Annotated in this window: 22 protein-coding genes and 2 pseudogenes; all 24 read right to left on the bottom strand. The window is 32.7% G+C overall.

The window, feature by feature from the left end:
* Positions 1 to 84: 84 nt before the first annotated feature.
* The 24 genes and pseudogenes from ACZ9EE_RS00790 to ACZ9EE_RS00675 all read right to left on the bottom strand — a co-directional run bounded on the left by ACZ9EE_RS00790 (position 85) and on the right by ACZ9EE_RS00675 (position 15,985).
* Positions 85 to 435, bottom strand: coding sequence for a hypothetical protein (locus ACZ9EE_RS00790; protein WP_476024783.1), 351 nt, complete (start codon positions 433 to 435; stop codon positions 85 to 87).
* 246 nt (positions 436 to 681) lie between these two features.
* A pseudogene (locus tag ACZ9EE_RS00785) lies at positions 682 to 1,555 on the bottom strand (metallophosphoesterase).
* A 268-nt stretch (positions 1,556 to 1,823) separates the two neighbouring features.
* Positions 1,824 to 2,054, bottom strand: coding sequence for a DUF1835 domain-containing protein (locus ACZ9EE_RS00780; protein WP_476025045.1), 231 nt, complete (start codon positions 2,052 to 2,054; stop codon positions 1,824 to 1,826).
* 44 nt (positions 2,055 to 2,098) lie between these two features.
* Positions 2,099 to 2,344, bottom strand: coding sequence for a hypothetical protein (locus ACZ9EE_RS00775; protein WP_476024782.1), 246 nt, complete (start codon positions 2,342 to 2,344; stop codon positions 2,099 to 2,101).
* Between the two features lie 164 nt (positions 2,345 to 2,508).
* Positions 2,509 to 2,814, bottom strand: coding sequence for a hypothetical protein (locus tag ACZ9EE_RS00770; RefSeq protein ID WP_476024781.1), 306 nt, complete (start codon positions 2,812 to 2,814; stop codon positions 2,509 to 2,511).
* A 253-nt stretch (positions 2,815 to 3,067) separates the two neighbouring features.
* Entirely contained in the window at positions 3,068 to 3,517 is a 450-nt protein-coding gene (locus ACZ9EE_RS00765) for a hypothetical protein (protein ID WP_476024780.1), read from the bottom strand.
* A gap of 233 nt (positions 3,518 to 3,750) precedes the next feature.
* A complete protein-coding gene (locus ACZ9EE_RS00760; RefSeq protein ID WP_476024779.1) occupies positions 3,751 to 4,317 on the bottom strand; it encodes a hypothetical protein in 567 nt (188 codons plus the stop codon).
* 157 nt (positions 4,318 to 4,474) lie between these two features.
* Positions 4,475 to 4,729 carry a hypothetical protein gene (locus ACZ9EE_RS00755; protein ID WP_476024778.1) on the bottom strand — a complete coding sequence of 85 codons (255 nt, stop codon included), beginning with the start codon at positions 4,727 to 4,729 and terminating at the stop codon, positions 4,475 to 4,477.
* A gap of 346 nt (positions 4,730 to 5,075) precedes the next feature.
* Complete coding sequence (locus ACZ9EE_RS00750; RefSeq protein WP_476024777.1) at positions 5,076 to 5,378, bottom strand: hypothetical protein; 303 nt, start codon at positions 5,376 to 5,378, stop codon at positions 5,076 to 5,078.
* 190 nt (positions 5,379 to 5,568) lie between these two features.
* Positions 5,569 to 6,069 carry a DUF4304 domain-containing protein gene (locus tag ACZ9EE_RS00745; RefSeq protein WP_476024776.1) on the bottom strand — a complete coding sequence of 167 codons (501 nt, stop codon included), beginning with the start codon at positions 6,067 to 6,069 and terminating at the stop codon, positions 5,569 to 5,571.
* A gap of 137 nt (positions 6,070 to 6,206) precedes the next feature.
* Positions 6,207 to 7,244, bottom strand: a complete 1,038-nt coding sequence (locus ACZ9EE_RS00740; RefSeq protein WP_476024775.1) for a hypothetical protein — start codon at positions 7,242 to 7,244, stop codon at positions 6,207 to 6,209.
* A pseudogene (locus ACZ9EE_RS00735) lies at positions 7,229 to 7,804 on the bottom strand (RNA polymerase sigma factor). Before ACZ9EE_RS00735 ends, ACZ9EE_RS00740 begins: the two are co-directional and overlap by 16 nt.
* A 217-nt stretch (positions 7,805 to 8,021) precedes the next feature.
* Positions 8,022 to 8,399 (bottom strand): GNAT family N-acetyltransferase, encoded by a 378-nt coding sequence (locus ACZ9EE_RS00730; RefSeq protein ID WP_476024774.1) that lies wholly within the window; start codon positions 8,397 to 8,399, stop codon positions 8,022 to 8,024.
* A 145-nt stretch (positions 8,400 to 8,544) separates the two neighbouring features.
* On the bottom strand, positions 8,545 to 9,075 hold the full coding sequence (locus tag ACZ9EE_RS00725) for a GrpB family protein (protein ID WP_476024773.1): 531 nt from the start codon (positions 9,073 to 9,075) through the stop codon (positions 8,545 to 8,547).
* Between the two features lie 131 nt (positions 9,076 to 9,206).
* Positions 9,207 to 9,809 carry a nucleotidyltransferase family protein gene (locus tag ACZ9EE_RS00720; protein WP_476025044.1) on the bottom strand — a complete coding sequence of 201 codons (603 nt, stop codon included), beginning with the start codon at positions 9,807 to 9,809 and terminating at the stop codon, positions 9,207 to 9,209.
* A 499-nt stretch (positions 9,810 to 10,308) separates the two neighbouring features.
* Positions 10,309 to 11,070 carry a hypothetical protein gene (locus tag ACZ9EE_RS00715; RefSeq protein ID WP_476024772.1) on the bottom strand — a complete coding sequence of 254 codons (762 nt, stop codon included), beginning with the start codon at positions 11,068 to 11,070 and terminating at the stop codon, positions 10,309 to 10,311.
* Positions 11,054 to 11,587: an RNA polymerase sigma factor gene (locus tag ACZ9EE_RS00710; RefSeq protein WP_476025043.1), complete on the bottom strand. Its 534-nt coding sequence runs from the start codon at positions 11,585 to 11,587 to the stop codon at positions 11,054 to 11,056. Before ACZ9EE_RS00710 ends, ACZ9EE_RS00715 begins: the two co-directional genes overlap by 17 nt.
* Before the next feature lie 328 nt (positions 11,588 to 11,915).
* Positions 11,916 to 12,143: a hypothetical protein gene (locus ACZ9EE_RS00705; RefSeq protein ID WP_476024771.1), complete on the bottom strand. Its 228-nt coding sequence runs from the start codon at positions 12,141 to 12,143 to the stop codon at positions 11,916 to 11,918.
* A gap of 147 nt (positions 12,144 to 12,290) precedes the next feature.
* Positions 12,291 to 12,608, bottom strand: coding sequence for a hypothetical protein (locus ACZ9EE_RS00700; protein WP_476024770.1), 318 nt, complete (start codon positions 12,606 to 12,608; stop codon positions 12,291 to 12,293).
* 240 nt (positions 12,609 to 12,848) lie between these two features.
* Positions 12,849 to 13,685: an Imm26 family immunity protein gene (locus tag ACZ9EE_RS00695; protein ID WP_476024769.1), complete on the bottom strand. Its 837-nt coding sequence runs from the start codon at positions 13,683 to 13,685 to the stop codon at positions 12,849 to 12,851.
* A 334-nt stretch (positions 13,686 to 14,019) separates the two neighbouring features.
* The gene (locus tag ACZ9EE_RS00690) at positions 14,020 to 14,592 is read right to left on the bottom strand and encodes a hypothetical protein (RefSeq protein WP_476024768.1); all 573 of its coding nucleotides are present in this window, start codon (positions 14,590 to 14,592) and stop codon (positions 14,020 to 14,022) included.
* A gap of 214 nt (positions 14,593 to 14,806) precedes the next feature.
* Positions 14,807 to 14,980, bottom strand: a complete 174-nt coding sequence (locus ACZ9EE_RS00685; RefSeq protein WP_476024767.1) for a hypothetical protein — start codon at positions 14,978 to 14,980, stop codon at positions 14,807 to 14,809.
* A 218-nt stretch (positions 14,981 to 15,198) separates the two neighbouring features.
* Positions 15,199 to 15,615: a hypothetical protein gene (locus ACZ9EE_RS00680; RefSeq protein ID WP_476024766.1), complete on the bottom strand. Its 417-nt coding sequence runs from the start codon at positions 15,613 to 15,615 to the stop codon at positions 15,199 to 15,201.
* Between the two features lie 151 nt (positions 15,616 to 15,766).
* Complete coding sequence (locus ACZ9EE_RS00675) at positions 15,767 to 15,985, bottom strand: hypothetical protein (protein ID WP_476024765.1); 219 nt, start codon at positions 15,983 to 15,985, stop codon at positions 15,767 to 15,769.
* Positions 15,986 to 16,207: the final 222 nt, after the last annotated feature.

The following is a 16,207-nucleotide window of genomic DNA, read 5'->3' as shown; positions in this document are numbered from 1 at the left end:
TTCAATAAAAAAAAGCATTACCGTGTTCCAGTAATGCACCCGTATGTTGAGCAAGATTATGACAATGTATAATTCTTATTTACTTTATCTTTTTAAAAAAGAAGTCTGGTCCATCGGTACAAAGCCTGATATTAAAGCCGATGAGTTTTCTATCCTATTTTGTTCTTCAGCTGGTACAACTACCGTAATAGAACCTACTTCAGTAGACGATACGGAAAAAGCTGCCTTTGAGTTTTCTATCCTATTTTGTTCTTCAACTGGTACAATCACTTTAATAGAACCTACTTCAGTAGAAGATACGGGAACTACCTTTTTAATTGCTAAGGGAGGTTGAGAGAATGCCTCGGCTTTGTTTAAACCTATAATATTGATAACAAATGGCAACGTAAAAGCACCTCTAAAACAAATCGCTGCAAATTTAGTGAGTTTTTTCAATGAAAAATCCTCCTAATCAAGTTCTAAATAGCTTGTACAACTATTTATATTTTACCATAATTTACAATATGTTACTTTTATTCACCTTAATTAATTGGATTGTCCTTCTTCAACTATACTATCACTTTAGTACAATAAAAAAACTGCCCAATGGCAGATGGTTCTTAAACATAAGCACCCGTTAGTGTAAGTACATTGTTTCACAATCTTTTGTTCTGACTTATTTACCAATAAGATGTTCTTCTTTTAATTGTCCAAATGGGATAGTTTTAAAACAATTATCTCAGGATGATTGAATAGCCTCTGAGGAAATATGCTATTTCCTAGCCCTCTGTTAACGACCATTGTTGAATTTCGATTTTTGTACTTTCCAGAAGAATACTGAGGAAAATACCCCTGATTAGGAGCGATTAATCCTCCAATTAAGGGTAACTGAATTTGTCCTCCGTGGGCGTGTCCTGAAAAAATTAAATCAAGTTTTAATTGTGTGTATATCGGAAACAATTCAGGTCGATGAGATAACAGTATCTTAAAGCCTCCTTGATTTTCCATACTATTTAATGCATCTTGTAATTCAGCTCTAACAAGTTTATTTCTCATCACCATTTTTTATAGCTGGGTCATCTATGCCGATTATATAAATATTATCATCACCAATATGAACCTTTTCCGAGCTATTTCTTAACACCTTAACACCAAGAGTTGTTAATTTTTTTTGAAGTGGATTAAACTTTCTTGACCACCATTCGTGATTTCCAGTCACAAAATAAACTGGTGCAATTTTATTTATCTCCCTCATTAACCATAGACTTGTTCCTTCGTCATAATCCTTTTGATCAACTAAATCCCCCGTAAATACGATTAGATCTGGTTTTAACAATTTTATTTTTTGGCATATAACCTTTTGATTTTCTCCAAATTCCTTACTATGCAAATCTGACAAATGTACTATCCTAAATCCATTAAATTTCGATGGTATTTTTTTTGAACTATATTCCATTGTAGTAATGTCTAGTGAGTTGTTTTCGTTATAGAGATATTTCGATTCTGCTTGTACTTTAACTATTTTCAACGAAAAAAATGAAATTAATATTATTACTAAAAAACATAACCGTTTCATAATTCACCTCTGAATTATTCTTCCTTTTTGGTTATGCCCTTATTACGCTAATCTGCCACTTTAGCTCAACAAGAAAAAAGAGCTGCTGCCGCAACTCCTTCTTTTGCTCAAGCACCCAGTTAGTTGAAGATTATCATAATTGTTCAATTTCTACATTTTCTGCTATTATTAAAAACTCTGTAAGAGGGCAATCAAATAATACATGTAGCTCAAAATATGTGTCATTGCAATAATTAGCTTAATAAGAATCCCTTAATTTAAATCCCTGTTAAAGAAGTGCTGTTTGTTCATTTGCATTTTCTGATACCCATATGTAAATTGGAAGATCCTCAGGGATTGATAATACTTGAAAAATGACTTTCGGTAAACTTTCTTTATAAAATTCAACTTCATATTCATTAGATAAGTTGTTTTTTAACCAATCAAATCTATCTGTTTGTCCCTTTTCGGTATCTAAACTGGATATAGGAGCAATAGAGAAATTTTCGTGGAAAGCTATAATAAACTCTTTTTCAAGGATGTTTAATTCTTTTAATGTTTGTCTTAAATATGGATATCCAAATTGTATATGGATTTTTTTGTAATTACTTTTTCCAAATGGGTCTGGGTCTGTAACTTTTGGATATAGAATTTCATTGAAATTTCTTTAAGATCTTTTGCCAACTCAACTGAAGAATTCTCTTTATCTTCCAACAATGCAATCCTGTATAAAATAAATTGCAAGTAAGCCCTTACTTCATGTTCTGGCAGGTCCTTTACTTTATCCTTTATATCGAAGAGAATATCCACCTGAAAACTCCTTCTATAATCAATCTAAAGTATTAATCATAAATAAAAAAAGGTTCTTTTTGAATTTATTTTCTCCAATTACTCTTAACCTAAACTATTCATAAAAAGCTGCCAATTTTGGCAGCCAGAAGTTGAAGAAGCATTGTTTGTTATAAATACAACTTTTAATCCCCATAAAAACCAACTCTGACTACTCTAGGGTCTGAAAGTTTTTTAATTAACAAATAAATTTTATCGTGATAGTCCTTATTTATATATGGTAGATAAAGTTTTAGGTCTTCGATAAGACTATTAACTTCATTGCCCTTAAATTTTGCATCACCATAGTAATTAATAAGCCTTCTAAGGTAAATATAGCTACGAAAATATTTATTGTGATTATTAAAAATTGCTTCGTGTAAAGATTCTGACATAGTAAAATTGTCAATTATATTATCATTTACATCATAAAAAAAGCATTCTAATGCCATATTTTTACCTCCTTGGCTTTTTGAAGTTAAGGACCCTTACTTCAGAAAGGATAATGAAATAGAATTCTCAAAACAGCCCATACAAGTAACCTTGCAAAAATAACCAGAACTGTAAACAAAGTTAGAAAAGAGGCCGTTTTTGTTTCGTTATTTACGATGAATAGGGTCAAAAATCATACTGTATATATCTGCCTAGTTAGATCAATAAGAAAAGCCACCGAACGGCAGCTGAATCTTCAACTCTTGCACCACCTTAGTTTAATAACCAAGGTACATTTAACTGGAATTCTAATTGAACCAAGGGTTTTGGTAAATCCTCATCTGGGGGCATTGCCAGATTATCAGTAAATGCTATTTGGATACCGTTAATTGTTTCAAAGTTCGGCATTGAACCTTCCTCAGTCTGTACCCAAAAATCGGGTCCGCTTATTATCTTTCCTACAATAAAATAAAAACCACCATAAATATGAGAACCATCTTCATTCTCTGCATATTCATTTACTTCACCTTGTTTACGAGGGTCTATGCCAAGAGTATTAAAAAAATCTTTGACTTCTTTAGAAAACGTTTCACAGGCTAGAACGTAATTTTCTTCAAAAACAGAGTCCCAATTTTTCGTTATTAAGGGTTGTTTAGCGTAGTAGGCTTTTGTCTTGTTAATATCAACTTCAATAGTCCAAGATCCAATCTTTAATTGATCCATAATATAATGAGTACCTCCTTAATGGAGTTTCTTTAGACTAGTATATTACAGTGGTTATTAAGTTTAACTCCCCGTTAGTGGATAATGGTTACCGAATCAGTAACCGTTATTTAACTCTTCCCTCCATTAGCTTAAGTACATTTCTTCACAAATTATCCTTCATAATAAAAAAGGGGCTACGCAAAACAAAACGGGTTCTGTTGTAGGGGACAAAACGACGTTTTTTATTAAAACTACCTAATAAATAAGTCATTTTGTTCAATAATCTCCCTACATTTTGTATAACCTATTTCAGATTTAGAATAAATAGAAAAGCAGAGTTCGTGATAGCCGATTATCACTGTTTCAAGAGATGGAAAGAAGAAATTAACGAAAAATATCTCATTTACTGATAACTTTGTTAAAAACATAAGACTTTCTAAATCCCCAATTTTATAAATCCCCTTTTTAGTGGAGAATAATTTCCTAAACACATTCGCCTCATATTTACTCAATTGACTTAATATATACCTTAAATATTGCTTACTAACCCTTTTATAAATGTTTACATAAACATTTCCACATTCAATATTATAAAGCAAATTAAAAGCCTTATAAAATCTCTCTCCATACTTTAAATTGTGTTCAGGATAGCGAAGTAGGTCAACTGCTTCTTGAAAGGTAAGGGCACGATTAAATACATCCATAATACCAATATAATCGAACAATGTATTTGGTTCTTCGAGAAAATGAACATTAAATTTCTTGAATTTTGAATGAAGAAAATTAATTTCTTCATTTGATGCTAAAGTAAGTTTCATATTATATAACCTCATTTGATAATTTTAACTATTATGATTATCTCAAAAAAGGTAAAAAATGTTTATTGGCAAATATTTACTAATTTAACGAACTGCCCCGTTTGTGCAATAAAAAAAGGATCGCCGCAGCCATCCCAATATCTTACTCAAGTACCCATTAGTGTAAGTGGGTAAAAGCATAAACACTAAAACAAAAACAAAAAAGGGCAAAAATAAATAACAATGTTTTGGTAATCTGATATGGCAACAGTCTCAATAAGAAGACAGCGAATAAAGTGATGATGGCACCGATGATTGAATCAGCTCCAGAAGCATATAAACCATCATCTTCGTGTCTTTTTTTATTATAGGAGAATCCACCATATAACGCTATAAAGCCAATCAAAACAGCCATTGCACCCAATAAATCCATTATCCCACCCTATTAATAGCGATACCTTAATTAATAGCTTAATTATACCTTACGATAATGTTTTTTGTAACTTGGGGAAATTCACCTTTTTCAACTAACTGCCCCTTTAGCAAAATAAGAAAGAAACGACTGCCCTTATTGAACAATCGCACCAGTTACTTTAAGTACATTTCATCACAATCTTGCTTATTTCTTTTTTCTCATAAAAAGAGAATAAGCTACCAATAGTAATCCAATTATTATAGCTGGCGTTGCATTCAATATAATCACCTCTAAGTATATTCATCAAATTACTAGATTACATAGTTATTGAACTATTCTGACTAGCTAGCTGAAAAAGAATCATTTAATTAGATTTTAATTCATCATCCTCATCATTTACTCCAAAAGATTTACGCATCCTGTACATTGAAGATGTAGAGAAATACATAAAAAGAATACTGATAATTATGACCAGTAAAGATTGTACTATTGTTGCTTGTACTGCGATGGATAAAACAATACCACCAAGTAATCCACTAACTGTATCAATTAGTATGAATTTTTTGATGAACTTTTTCTCTTTCCTTTTTATCCTTGATTTTATAATTTGAGAAACAACAAACTGAATTATTAAATACGGAATAAAAATTAACCAGTATCTATCCATTTCTAATACCTCTCCCTAAGTAGTTCATCATTTCTAAAACGATTATAACTTTTATAAAGGTATCATCAATGGAAATCAAACGAATTTGTTATCCCTTATTGCACTGACCTGCTTCGTTAGCACAATAAAAAAGGGAATCACAACAGCCATCCCGACATAGCACCCTTTAGCTTAAGTGTAATAATTCTAGCTAAGAGTCTCGTTTAATTTCTAAAAATTCTTGTGCTTTGACATATAACCCATATATAAAGATTGAATTACTTTTAATTTTTCTCTTAACTCCATCTACTGTTAGGTAGGACAGTATCTCCTTCTTTACTTCATTTTCAAATGATATGAGAAAATTTGTATCTAAATTCTCAATATTTATGGATGGAAGTTCTTTACCATTTGTCTTTACATATAATCTCCAATTAGTATGCCAATGTTTGTATGATACTTTAATAGGTTTTTCTGCAATTTCTTTAAATATGAACCCGTAGTTAATGTAATAGGTGTAATTATCATAACCTGATTTTTGAAACTGAATAACTGCGATTACTTCTTCTTTTTCAAGATAGTAATCATTATTTTTCCTCTTAAATCCCATCTTTTTAACAAGTAAATCAGTCATTATTTCCCTAAACTCTTTACTGTCCATTTTCTTAATTCCCTTCAAGATAATATACTTTCTTTTTATTTGCCTCTTCAACAAACCTGCTGCGATAGTTTAAGTTCGATACTTCACAATCTAATAAAGAACAACTAGTGAATTTCTCATAAAAAAGGTCGTCCTTTGACGACCATTCTAAATCCTCTTCTGTTTTAACAGTAAGCTAGAATATACTATTACCTTTTGGGTGCTTGTTCAAATGTTTCTAATATTTTTTTGATTTCTTCTACGGTACACCCTTGGCTAGACATCTCGTAAATGACCCCGTTTACCTTTGTAGAAAATAAAGGATCATATGGAGCATGCTCATAAGTATGGCTGTATTGAATCCATTTCAAGCCATTGGAAATAAATTCTCCGAATTTATGGTTTGGATCATACTGAAAATCACCATTATAATCAACATGGTTTCCTTTAATAATCCCGTCTTGATATCCTTCAGGATATTCTTGTATCCAGATAAATTTTTCAGTGATATGGTCATCACCTGGTATTGTGACTGTTTGCCCCATGCTGCTTTCGGGTGTAGGTCGGTACTCAAGTTTTACATGATAGCGAGAACCGTCGTTACGTAAAACAATAGAGGTTCTCTTTAACTCAGGAGACTGTAGTATTCCTAAAAACGGTACTACTTTGCGGATGTTTTGATAAGCCGCCTGAACCTCCGTTGGATCATTCTTTCCGCCGAAAATAGACTTTACATCCGGTTTTTCCACTAATTTTGCCCGTTTTAGAACCTGATAATACTCGATAGTCCGCTTCCTCGCAGTACCTCCCAGTATTTCAACTGCAATATATTTATCTGGTGATTTATCCTTAATGGAATAATAGTTGGAGTCTGGAGGATATTGTGTAGTATCGCCTTCCCGTAAAAACTCCCAATCCCCAATACGGGAGATTGTGCCTAGTTTTGAAGCTAATTGCTCTTTGGATACTCTCTCAACTGTAGGTATATAGTAATGAGCATCGTGAACAAGGTATTCTGAATAAAGATGAGTGGGTTGGTCGCTTGTCCCAAAGAGCTTAAGCCCAGCCCAGCTTGGTGTAACATTCGGAACCAACAGCAAGAAAAGAACAGTTAAAACTACAAATATGACCGCCTGTTTCGAATTAAACCGTTTTTTCTTTTTTAAGATGCTTTCAATATTTATTTCTTCTGGAAACCGGATTTGACGTTGAACGAATTTCAATGTGTCTTTTAATTCTTGTTCCATGTCCATCCCTCCTTTAGAGATAGATCTCCATGTGATGATGACAGTAATTGTTTCTTAAGCTCGCCTCTCGCGTGATGAAGTCGTGATTTAACTGTTCCCTCACTAACGGTAAGTATCGAAGCGATTTCCGAGATAGATAAATCCTGCATGTAGTATAAAATGATAACGGTCTGATGTTTCAATGAAAGTTTATGAATACACTGATATAACTCCTTTTGGTTTTCCTCCTGAAGATAAATGTGTTCCGGCTGCCAATCCCTGGACTTGTCTAAAATATCCTTCCACGGATAAAAGAATCGTTTTCACTTTGCTATTTTCCAAATTACATGCAGCAAAATTTGATGGAACCAGGTTTTAAACGATGCAATTTCAGGATTAAATCGATGTATGGATTTATATGTACGAATTAGTGCTTCCTGAACCGCATCATCTGCTCCGGCTCTTTCCCTTAGAAGCATATACGCTACCTGATATGCTGAAGGGATATAGGGTTTCAATAGTGAATTGAATGCATGATGATTCCCTGATTGAGCTTTGATAAGTTCTTCATGTTCCGTCACGTCCCAACCTCCTTTATCTACCTACTTATTCCCCCAAGGATAGTAAATGGTTCATTTTTTCGTAATTTTTTTCTAAAAAGTTCTAAAAGAAAAAGCCACCATTAGGCAGCCGTATTTTTATAGTAATTTCGCTTCACAGAAAATTTTCCTTCTTGAGGTAACCTGCCACGTTACTTTAATAAGAAAAAGCATTACGGTTGTTCCAGTAATGCAACCGTTAGTTCAATAACTTCCTTAAATCAATTCTTGTATAAGTTTTGTTATAAGTCGTACCACCATCTTTAAAAAAAATAGCTTTTTTCAAATATGGTTCTGAAATAGGTTCGTACCCTAGCTTGCCAATTAATTTTATCATCTTAGGTTTTTCTATTGGGTCAACACTCACAAATATCTCAGAATATCCTAAATCCTTTGCAAGTTTTTCTCTATACCTTATTAAACCTGAACCTATACCTTTACCTCGATAATCCTCTTTTACATAAAGATCACTTAATTTTGGAAGAGTAGTACCATTTAATTTAAGAACTCCAAAACCATATATAAGAGAATTTTGTTCAGCGATTGCTAAGTATGCTTCCTTTTTAGCATATTGCATTAAATAATTCTTGAATAAATCTTTATTATTTCTAATCTTGCTAAACCAGATAAGTTTGTTTCATTAGCCAATCTTATACCCCTTTAGTTGAAGAACAAAAGGAATCGCCGCAACTCTCCCTTTTTCAACATAAGCAACTCGATACTTAAAAAAGAAATCCCCTTTGGGAAGCCCATTCTTTCGCCCTTTTAACTAAATTATTAACAAATTGCTGCTTTACCTCTTGATACTTATAATGGTCGTCAGGAAACTGTTTTGCCAAGTTTATTTTTAACTCTCCGTACTTTTTAGCTTCTATAGGATTCTTTATCAAGAATTCTTTAAAATCCAAATGAATTTTTATAAACTCGCTTCCAACTTGAAAAATATGTACGTGATGTGTTCTATTATCCTTACCTTTTGTAAAATATCTTCTCCCAGCAATCCCATTCTCGCCTTTCGGTTCATACGCCAATGTCGACATTTGGCTATTGTATAAATCAACGTTCTCAATATTCCTTACTACAATTAAAATATCTATTATCGGCTTTGCGAAACCTATTGTTGGTATAGAGGTACTTCCAATGTGGAAAATATCAACTAATTCATCCTTAAAAACTTCTTTCAATTTTTCCTCTTCTTGGCTGTATGATTTTTCCCATTCATCAGTCCAAGAATCAATTTTGGATTTCCTCAATGCTTTCCCTCCCTTTTAACGTTTTATTATTAAAAATTCGCCTTTATTCTTCAACTATCCTGCCAGTTAGTACCACAAGAAAAAAGGATCGCCGCAGCAATCCAATTTCTTTAACTCAGTACCCAGTTAGCTTAATAAGGATTATTGACATGATACACTTTTAAATTATTCCAAATGGATTCCCAATTCTTTTTTGTAACTCGGTTTTCGTAAATCTCTTTCCGTTCATTAGTCATTGTAAAAAAATGAGTGGGCTTTACCTCAAGATTAACAACATCACTAATTCCACAAGGGGCTGTTAATATCACATTATCTGTATCCTCCAATTTTACCCCTAAAGCTGTTGCAGTTTCTGGAAACTTAGAAATAGCATCAACGGAAGAAGAATAAGGAGGGAAATTACTTTTTATATGCATTCTTGCTTCATTCTTTACTGACCAAGGGATGAAAGGCATAAGGGTTTTAAGCTTTACCTCAAGTTTCTTTTCCTCAAATTCATTAGTGGGGTCAAAAAAAATTACATCTATATCTTGGAGTGGAGTTCTTTCACTGAAATTATGTAAGGTATCCCATATTTTTGAACGAACAAAACCAGCACAAACCCACCAATCAGGCAGCTTCAATGATTTTGCAGCTTTTAAAATGTCCATCATCCATATATCTTCTGTAATAAGCTCAATTATTTTTTCTTCATTTATCACTGTAAAATTACTCCTTAAAAATGTGTAATACATTAATAATTCGTTAGCCTTGAACACTTATCCTTCTTCTACTATCCACCCCATTAGCTCAACAAGAAAAGAGGCCGTCGCAGCGACCTCCATCTACAACTTTAGCTGTGCTTAGGTATCGTGTCCATAGTTCATCCTCCTGGATTTTAGATAGTATAATAGCATCTAGAAAGACAATTTAAAATCCTTACTATTGCACTTGTTATTTAGCTGAATGGCAACTTACTTTAAGCAGACAAAAGCACAATTATACCAATAATCACCGGTCTATCTCATCATGCACTTAGTTATCTTTTTTTCCTGTTCAGCTTCAAAATAAGCCACAAGAGAAAGTTTAAGAAGAAAATGCGATTACTCATTTCCAGTAATCGCATTCAGTAGGCTTAATAAATAATATTACTTATCTAATCTTTAGCTCCAGCATATATATAATTGGTTTTTATCAAAAATAGACATCCAACCAGTTAGTCCAACCCCTGTGCCAGTTTTAAAGTTAGTCACATTACTTCTTAGTAAAATGAATCATATCAGCTACTTTAATGAGATCATCACTACTTTCTCCACCTGAGATATAATAGAGAAATTCATTACTTACCACTATTAACTTAGGAGCCCCATCAACTTCGGGAGATTTAACAAGAATGGCTTGATGACTTCCAATAGTTAACAAAGTTCTAAAATCAGAGTACTTCTTTACTAATGAATCGTATGCAAGCTTCTCAGAACCCTGTTTATTAATAGCCGTATCAATGGTTAGGAATTTATCTCCTTTTACAGGGTAAGTTACACTCACGAGGACACGATTATTTTCTTTAGTTACGTTAATCTTTGGTTCCCCTATAACTGAAGGAATCAATACATCAGGCGGGATAACCGCTTCTTCTGATAAAAAGAGGTCCTTATTGCCGTTTACTCTTTCGACTAAGTCTTGTTCTTCTCTAGTGAAAGTAACCGATACATCTTTATTTTGGATTTGCTGCTCTGATGAGTTGATTTTATTAGGGATAGAACCGTTTGAAGAATGGCCTACATTGAAATCTTCCTGTTTAACCATTACAAATGCTATGAAAATAACAGCAGCCACTACACATATCCTTACAGGTAACCCCATTATTTTAGCGATTTTTGACCTGAAGGAAAGTTTGTTTATATCTGATAATAATTTATTTTTCAATTCGTCATTTTGGGAGTCTTTCCATACTATATCTTTCTCTAAATTAGATAGATCAGCAACCAAAGTATTAGTTTTATATTGTTTTCTCAAGCAAAAACCCCTCCTGTATCAATAGCTTTTCTAATGCAGGGATAGCTCTATGAAGTGTTGACTTTACCTTACTTTCAGACCAGCCCAATATTTCTGCCGTTTCTTCAATAGAAAATTCTTTGATTTTCCTTAAAATAATAACTTCCCTATATGAATCTTTAATCGCCCCTAATGCTTTATAAAGTTCATATGAACTTTCCTTAATTTGAATCAACTCTTCAGGTAACGGATTGGAATCCTTCTTGAACAAAAATGCCTCTTTAATCAGCAATAATGGCTTGCGTTTTCGGATAAAATCAATTGTTAAGTTATGAGCTATACTAAATAGCCAGGTTTTTGGAGTGGATTTTCCCCTATATGACCCATAGTGAACATACGCCTTTAAAAAAGTCTCGTGTCTTAAATCTTCTGCCTGCTGGTAATCTTGAATCATCATAAAAATAAACTTAAAAATGGGTTCATTGAAATCCTCGTACCATTTTAAGATTTCTATACTCCTATTATCCGACACTTCCATCCCCCTCTTTAAAGAACTTTCCATGTTTAGACGTTTATCTATAACAAAAGTTTTACTTATGTATTTAAAAAGTTTTAATTAGCCAATAACGTATCCTTAAGTTGAAACCAAAAAATCCGGCAATAATAGCCGGATCTTCAACCTCAAAGAATTACAAATGTATCTGGTCAATATTGTTCCTCTAATTAGTTCTATTAAAAAGAACAAAATCCTTCTATAACAATCACCCTTTAAGCGCAAGGAGGATGGTTGTATCGAAAGCAGCTTTTCTCAATAAGAAAAAGGCCACCAAGAATGGCAACTGTTTAATTTTGTCAACAAGTAAATTTCATAAAAATGAAAAAACAATAACAACTATTCCTAACAACATAAGTAGTATTCCAACCATAAATATTCCTGTCACATATTCAAATATGGTAAAGAAAAAGGCTATCTTGTTTATCTTACTTCTCTCTTCAAATAGAAATTTTAAACCATCTTTAACTTCATAATAACTAAGTGAGCTTAAACCAAATCCGACAATAATAAAGCCAATTCCAACAAAAAATGATGTCATAAGTTATTTTCGTCCAATCTTTCCAAATGGTTGAATAAAAGCCTGAGTAGCTAATGTTCTTAAACCCTTTTACCCGTACCTGTAACAGACAGGAAGAGTGAATTAGAACAAACTAAACTAATCTCCAATAGCATAAATATGTTTCTTTTACTTTATGGCATTTTCACAAAGTTTCATTAATTCTTTTGCAAAAGTCCTTATTTTCCGTTCTCTTTCACCAGTTATATTGTATTTATTAATTAAGGCATTGCATATTAATAGTAAATCTGGAATCTTGTCTCTAGATATTATGGTTTGACGATAAGGATCAAGATTCAAAAGAAGATCAAAGTCATTGCCATACTCCTTTTCCTTTAAGTAAGAGTGTATGTTCTCATTAAAATGAACATATCTTTCTGCCTTGGATGCTTCTTTATCGGTTACTCCGATTACAAAATCTATTCCACACATAGCTATCACATCCATAAAGCTTAATAAAAGTAATATAATAAAGAATACCAATCCTTATTCAGCAAACCTGTCCGATATTTCGTGCATTCCTATACGTTTATCGTTCGCATCATAAAGCAAAACATCTAGACCCAAATAATCTCACTCCTAAGGACTCGTTAATTCTATACTTATTGAGCTGCCTGTTAGTCGATAATAAAGAGCTACTACCAGGACAAACTGGGTATCCTAACAGATCTTCATAAATCATTTGTTTTAGTATAATTTCTTTAGTTCTTTCGACAGGATAATAACATTATCAGGCCGGACCACACCTGGCAAAAGAAGTGTATCCATAAAGTTATCTTTAAAAGGTAAATGGTTCCATGGCTTTATCTTAAAGTACGCTTCTATAAAATCACTGAGTATTGATTCTTGGTAAATCTTCGAACCAATTCCTGGCTGGGCCAGATGATCCATAGGGACCTTTGATTTTTCTATCACTAATGAATGATTACCTATTACTTTCCACTTACCACTGTTTAAATCAAATAAATTCTTTAGCGTCATAATGGATATAACCGTTGAACAAATAATATCCTCTATTGGTTTGATTTCTTGACTGCGACAATCAAATACAGTACATGCAAGAGTTGACTTTTTATTTTGATGAGATGACACTTGTGCATATCCAAATGTACTATCTGATAACGGTATGGTAAATATATCGCCTTCTTGCCATTTTTGAGGTTTAGGGCGTTTCCAAGAAGTTAAGACTTTTTTCGCCTCTTCAATCTGCTCTGAGGTAAGTTCTTGTCGAAATGGTTCTATGGCCAATTGATTAATGATAATTGCCACTTCAAGAATGCTATCACCTAGTTTTGAATTTGCATTTATAAATACACAGCCACTTTCAGCGTCAATTTTAACTTTCTTATAGTCTTTACCTGTGTTTTTTAAAGCGTGGCGTAATTTTTTTTCGGCTTCGTCATTAGTTTCTAGACCAAATTCCTCGCCTAAGCTTTGTGCAATCATAAAGTTGGGATTATTTGCATCGGGAAGATGAATTTTAACTATTCCGATATTTATTGTTAAATTAATATTATCAATCATACTAATCCTCCCAATATAATTAGTTTAGTCCTAAAACATAAAAAAGTAGTAAAAAACAGGGAAGGTTAAGGAGCTTACCGATAAAAAAAGAAAAACTGTCTAGATGACAGCTCTGATCCTTAACTTTGGCCCTTAAAGTAAAGTGTTTTCTAGTATATATCCATTCTCATAAGTTCCTATAAGTAAAAAACGGTCATCAGTGCTGAATTCTCCAAAACTAGCAAACCTGTTAGTACAATTAGAAAGGGGATCGCTGCAGATAGCCCAACCTTAACTATTGTACCCGTTGACGTAAGTATATTTTTCACAATCCTCCCAAAATCTTTTAACATTATTAGATTTTTCTCACTTTATCGTATCTTCTTTTTAATAAGATAAAGATTTCATTAGTATTCAGTTCAGGAAATTTATCAGTTACAGTATTGAAAAAATCTTGGATTGATTTTAACGCTCCATCTAAGAATTCCTCTTTATCGATAATAAAGTTACTCTTTATTGGCATATTTTCTTCAAATAAAATATTCTTACCGTCATACCAATGTACTTTTATATCTTCTTCAACTTCCTCAAAATCGGTGTGCATAAACAATTGAATTTGGTTATTTTCATTTACCAGGACTAGCTTATAAATGTTAGGTGATTCACCTAATTCGTATAAGCCAGGTTTATCTGATTCTGCTAAGAAATACAACAAGTCATTAACTATATTAACAATTAGATACCTCATTTTGGTTTCAAAAGGAATCCTTCCTTCCAAAGGTGTTTGCAAATAATTCAAAAAGAAGTTATTTTCTCTATAAGATATATCTATATATCCATTTAAATGTAAATATGGGTCAAAATCTGGTTCGGTTAACCAACTTCTAAGTGTAGGAGAGTCCTCTATTTGAAAATTAATCCCAAACATTTATTAACCCCTTTTCGACGAACTTCGTTACTTACTGGAACTACTTTCTATATTGTAATTAATTATTTCTTCTTCAACAAATCTGCCCCTTTAGTTGAAGAAGCCATTGAAATAAGAGCTGCGCAGCAACTCATTACGATCTTCAACTCAAGCACCCTGTAGTTTAAGTACAATCTTTCACAATCTTGTCTTTGCGTAGTTTTACAAAAAAAATTCATTCTTTAGTGGAAGTCTTGTTATTCCTGCTTCTAAAATAAAGTGGTAGAACTATAAACAAAATGATTGCACCAATAATGAAAAATACAATCTTTTTTAGCAAAAGCCCAAAAGCCAAGGTTAGGAAAAGAACGATAAATCTTACTAATTTTTCAGCTTTTTGATTAGACATTAGCTATACCTCATAATTTCAATTTAATAAATTTTAACAACTGACTATTATTTTTATCCTGAGCCTTTAGTTCAATACGATAATGAAAAAGGACTGTCGTAAACAGCCAGTTGGTTGCGAAACTTAAGCACCTGTTCGTCTTATAAGGTCAGCCAGATATTTTGGTGGCCAATTATAAATAGGGTGTTACCTAAAATGATGCAACACCCTTTCCCTTCTTAATTTGATTCATGTTTGTACTCTAGCACTTCTACTTTGAAACCATGACTACATCCTATTTTAGGGCTTTCGCAGGAAGGAGATACTCGTACTTTAACTAGGTCTTGTGCATAGTTGCCAGGGATATCTCTTTCGTCAGGAACTTGAAGCCTCACGGAAACATCGTAGGAATGGTTATTGTTATAAACAATACCAACAATCCTTTGTGACTGCCAACTAAATAGTCCATCTCCATATTCTTTTATTACCCTTTTATCAATAGCCGGAAATACAATATCCAATACAATATCTTCTGGTGTAACATACCAGTCTTCTGCATATGGTTTAATTTCTCTTGGCTCTGGAGGCTTAGCATAAGCTAAGTTTCCTGTGAACAAGATCAAAAAAATGGTGAAAAAGGCAATTATTTTCTTCATGATGCGAGCCTCCCATAATTTTATAGTTAGAATTCGCATCCTCAAATAATATTATCCAAAACACCCAATAACTCCGTATAACATGCTAGTTAGTGGAATGAATGATGCGATTACTCTTATTGAACAATCCCTTCGTTATTCAAACCTATTTTTAATAAAAAATGCTTTCACACGTTCCAGTTCCAATCCCTAAAAATGAAAGGAAAGATATTAGGATTATTAATAACCCTAATAGGACCATTCCTCCTTCAGTAGAAATAAGTGAAAGAAACTTCAAATGCTTTGGGTATTCTTTTGTATTGAAATATAGAAATAAACCACCTAGTAAATCAAAAAACAGTCCGATACCGATACCAACTAAATTGCACATTAAAAGCCTCCGAAAATAAGTATCTTATTCGTAGTCTATGTTTTTAATTTCTAAAATAAACTTGTGAAGAATCGCACCCTTTAGTTGAGTAAGGATTTTTTCTGTATCTTCTTACAAAAACTAACATCGATTTCAGAACATTGTTCTATTTCAAAATCATATAAGATATATCCAAATCCAAAATAAACTTTTTACCTTTTACCTTTGCAATAACTGTCAATA

Source organism: Bacillus sp. URHA0034, from assembly GCF_056280405.1.
The sequence above is the reverse complement of the archived record's forward strand: the minus strand, read 5'-3'. Positions and strand labels throughout refer to the sequence as shown.

Bases quoted from the DNA above. Each gene is read 5' to 3' on its own strand.
- ACZ9EE_RS00770 (WP_476024781.1), bottom strand. From the start codon at position 2,814: ATGGCATTAGAATGCTTTTTTTATGATGTAAATGATAATATAATTGAC.
- ACZ9EE_RS00765 (WP_476024780.1), bottom strand. From the start codon at position 3,517: ATGGATCAATTAAAGATTGGATCTTGGACTATTGAAGTTGATATTAAC.
- ACZ9EE_RS00760 (WP_476024779.1), bottom strand. From the start codon at position 4,317: ATGAAACTTACTTTAGCATCAAATGAAGAAATTAATTTTCTTCATTCA.
- ACZ9EE_RS00755 (WP_476024778.1), bottom strand. From the start codon at position 4,729: ATGGATTTATTGGGTGCAATGGCTGTTTTGATTGGCTTTATAGCGTTA.
- ACZ9EE_RS00750 (WP_476024777.1), bottom strand. From the start codon at position 5,378: ATGGATAGATACTGGTTAATTTTTATTCCGTATTTAATAATTCAGTTT.
- ACZ9EE_RS00740 (WP_476024775.1), bottom strand. From the start codon at position 7,244: ATGGAACAAGAATTAAAAGACACATTGAAATTCGTTCAACGTCAAATC.
- ACZ9EE_RS00730 (WP_476024774.1), bottom strand. From the start codon at position 8,399: ATGCAATATGCTAAAAAGGAAGCATACTTAGCAATCGCTGAACAAAAT.
- ACZ9EE_RS00720 (WP_476025044.1), bottom strand. From the start codon at position 9,809: ATGTATTACACATTTTTAAGGAGTAATTTTACAGTGATAAATGAAGAA.
- ACZ9EE_RS00710 (WP_476025043.1), bottom strand. From the start codon at position 11,587: ATGGAAGTGTCGGATAATAGGAGTATAGAAATCTTAAAATGGTACGAG.
- ACZ9EE_RS00705 (WP_476024771.1), bottom strand. From the start codon at position 12,143: ATGACATCATTTTTTGTTGGAATTGGCTTTATTATTGTCGGATTTGGT.
- ACZ9EE_RS00700 (WP_476024770.1), bottom strand. From the start codon at position 12,608: ATGGATGTGATAGCTATGTGTGGAATAGATTTTGTAATCGGAGTAACC.
- ACZ9EE_RS00695 (WP_476024769.1), bottom strand. From the start codon at position 13,685: ATGATTGATAATATTAATTTAACAATAAATATCGGAATAGTTAAAATT.
- ACZ9EE_RS00690 (WP_476024768.1), bottom strand. From the start codon at position 14,592: ATGTTTGGGATTAATTTTCAAATAGAGGACTCTCCTACACTTAGAAGT.
- ACZ9EE_RS00685 (WP_476024767.1), bottom strand. From the start codon at position 14,980: ATGTCTAATCAAAAAGCTGAAAAATTAGTAAGATTTATCGTTCTTTTC.
- ACZ9EE_RS00680 (WP_476024766.1), bottom strand. From the start codon at position 15,615: ATGAAGAAAATAATTGCCTTTTTCACCATTTTTTTGATCTTGTTCACA.
- ACZ9EE_RS00675 (WP_476024765.1), bottom strand. From the start codon at position 15,985: ATGTGCAATTTAGTTGGTATCGGTATCGGACTGTTTTTTGATTTACTA.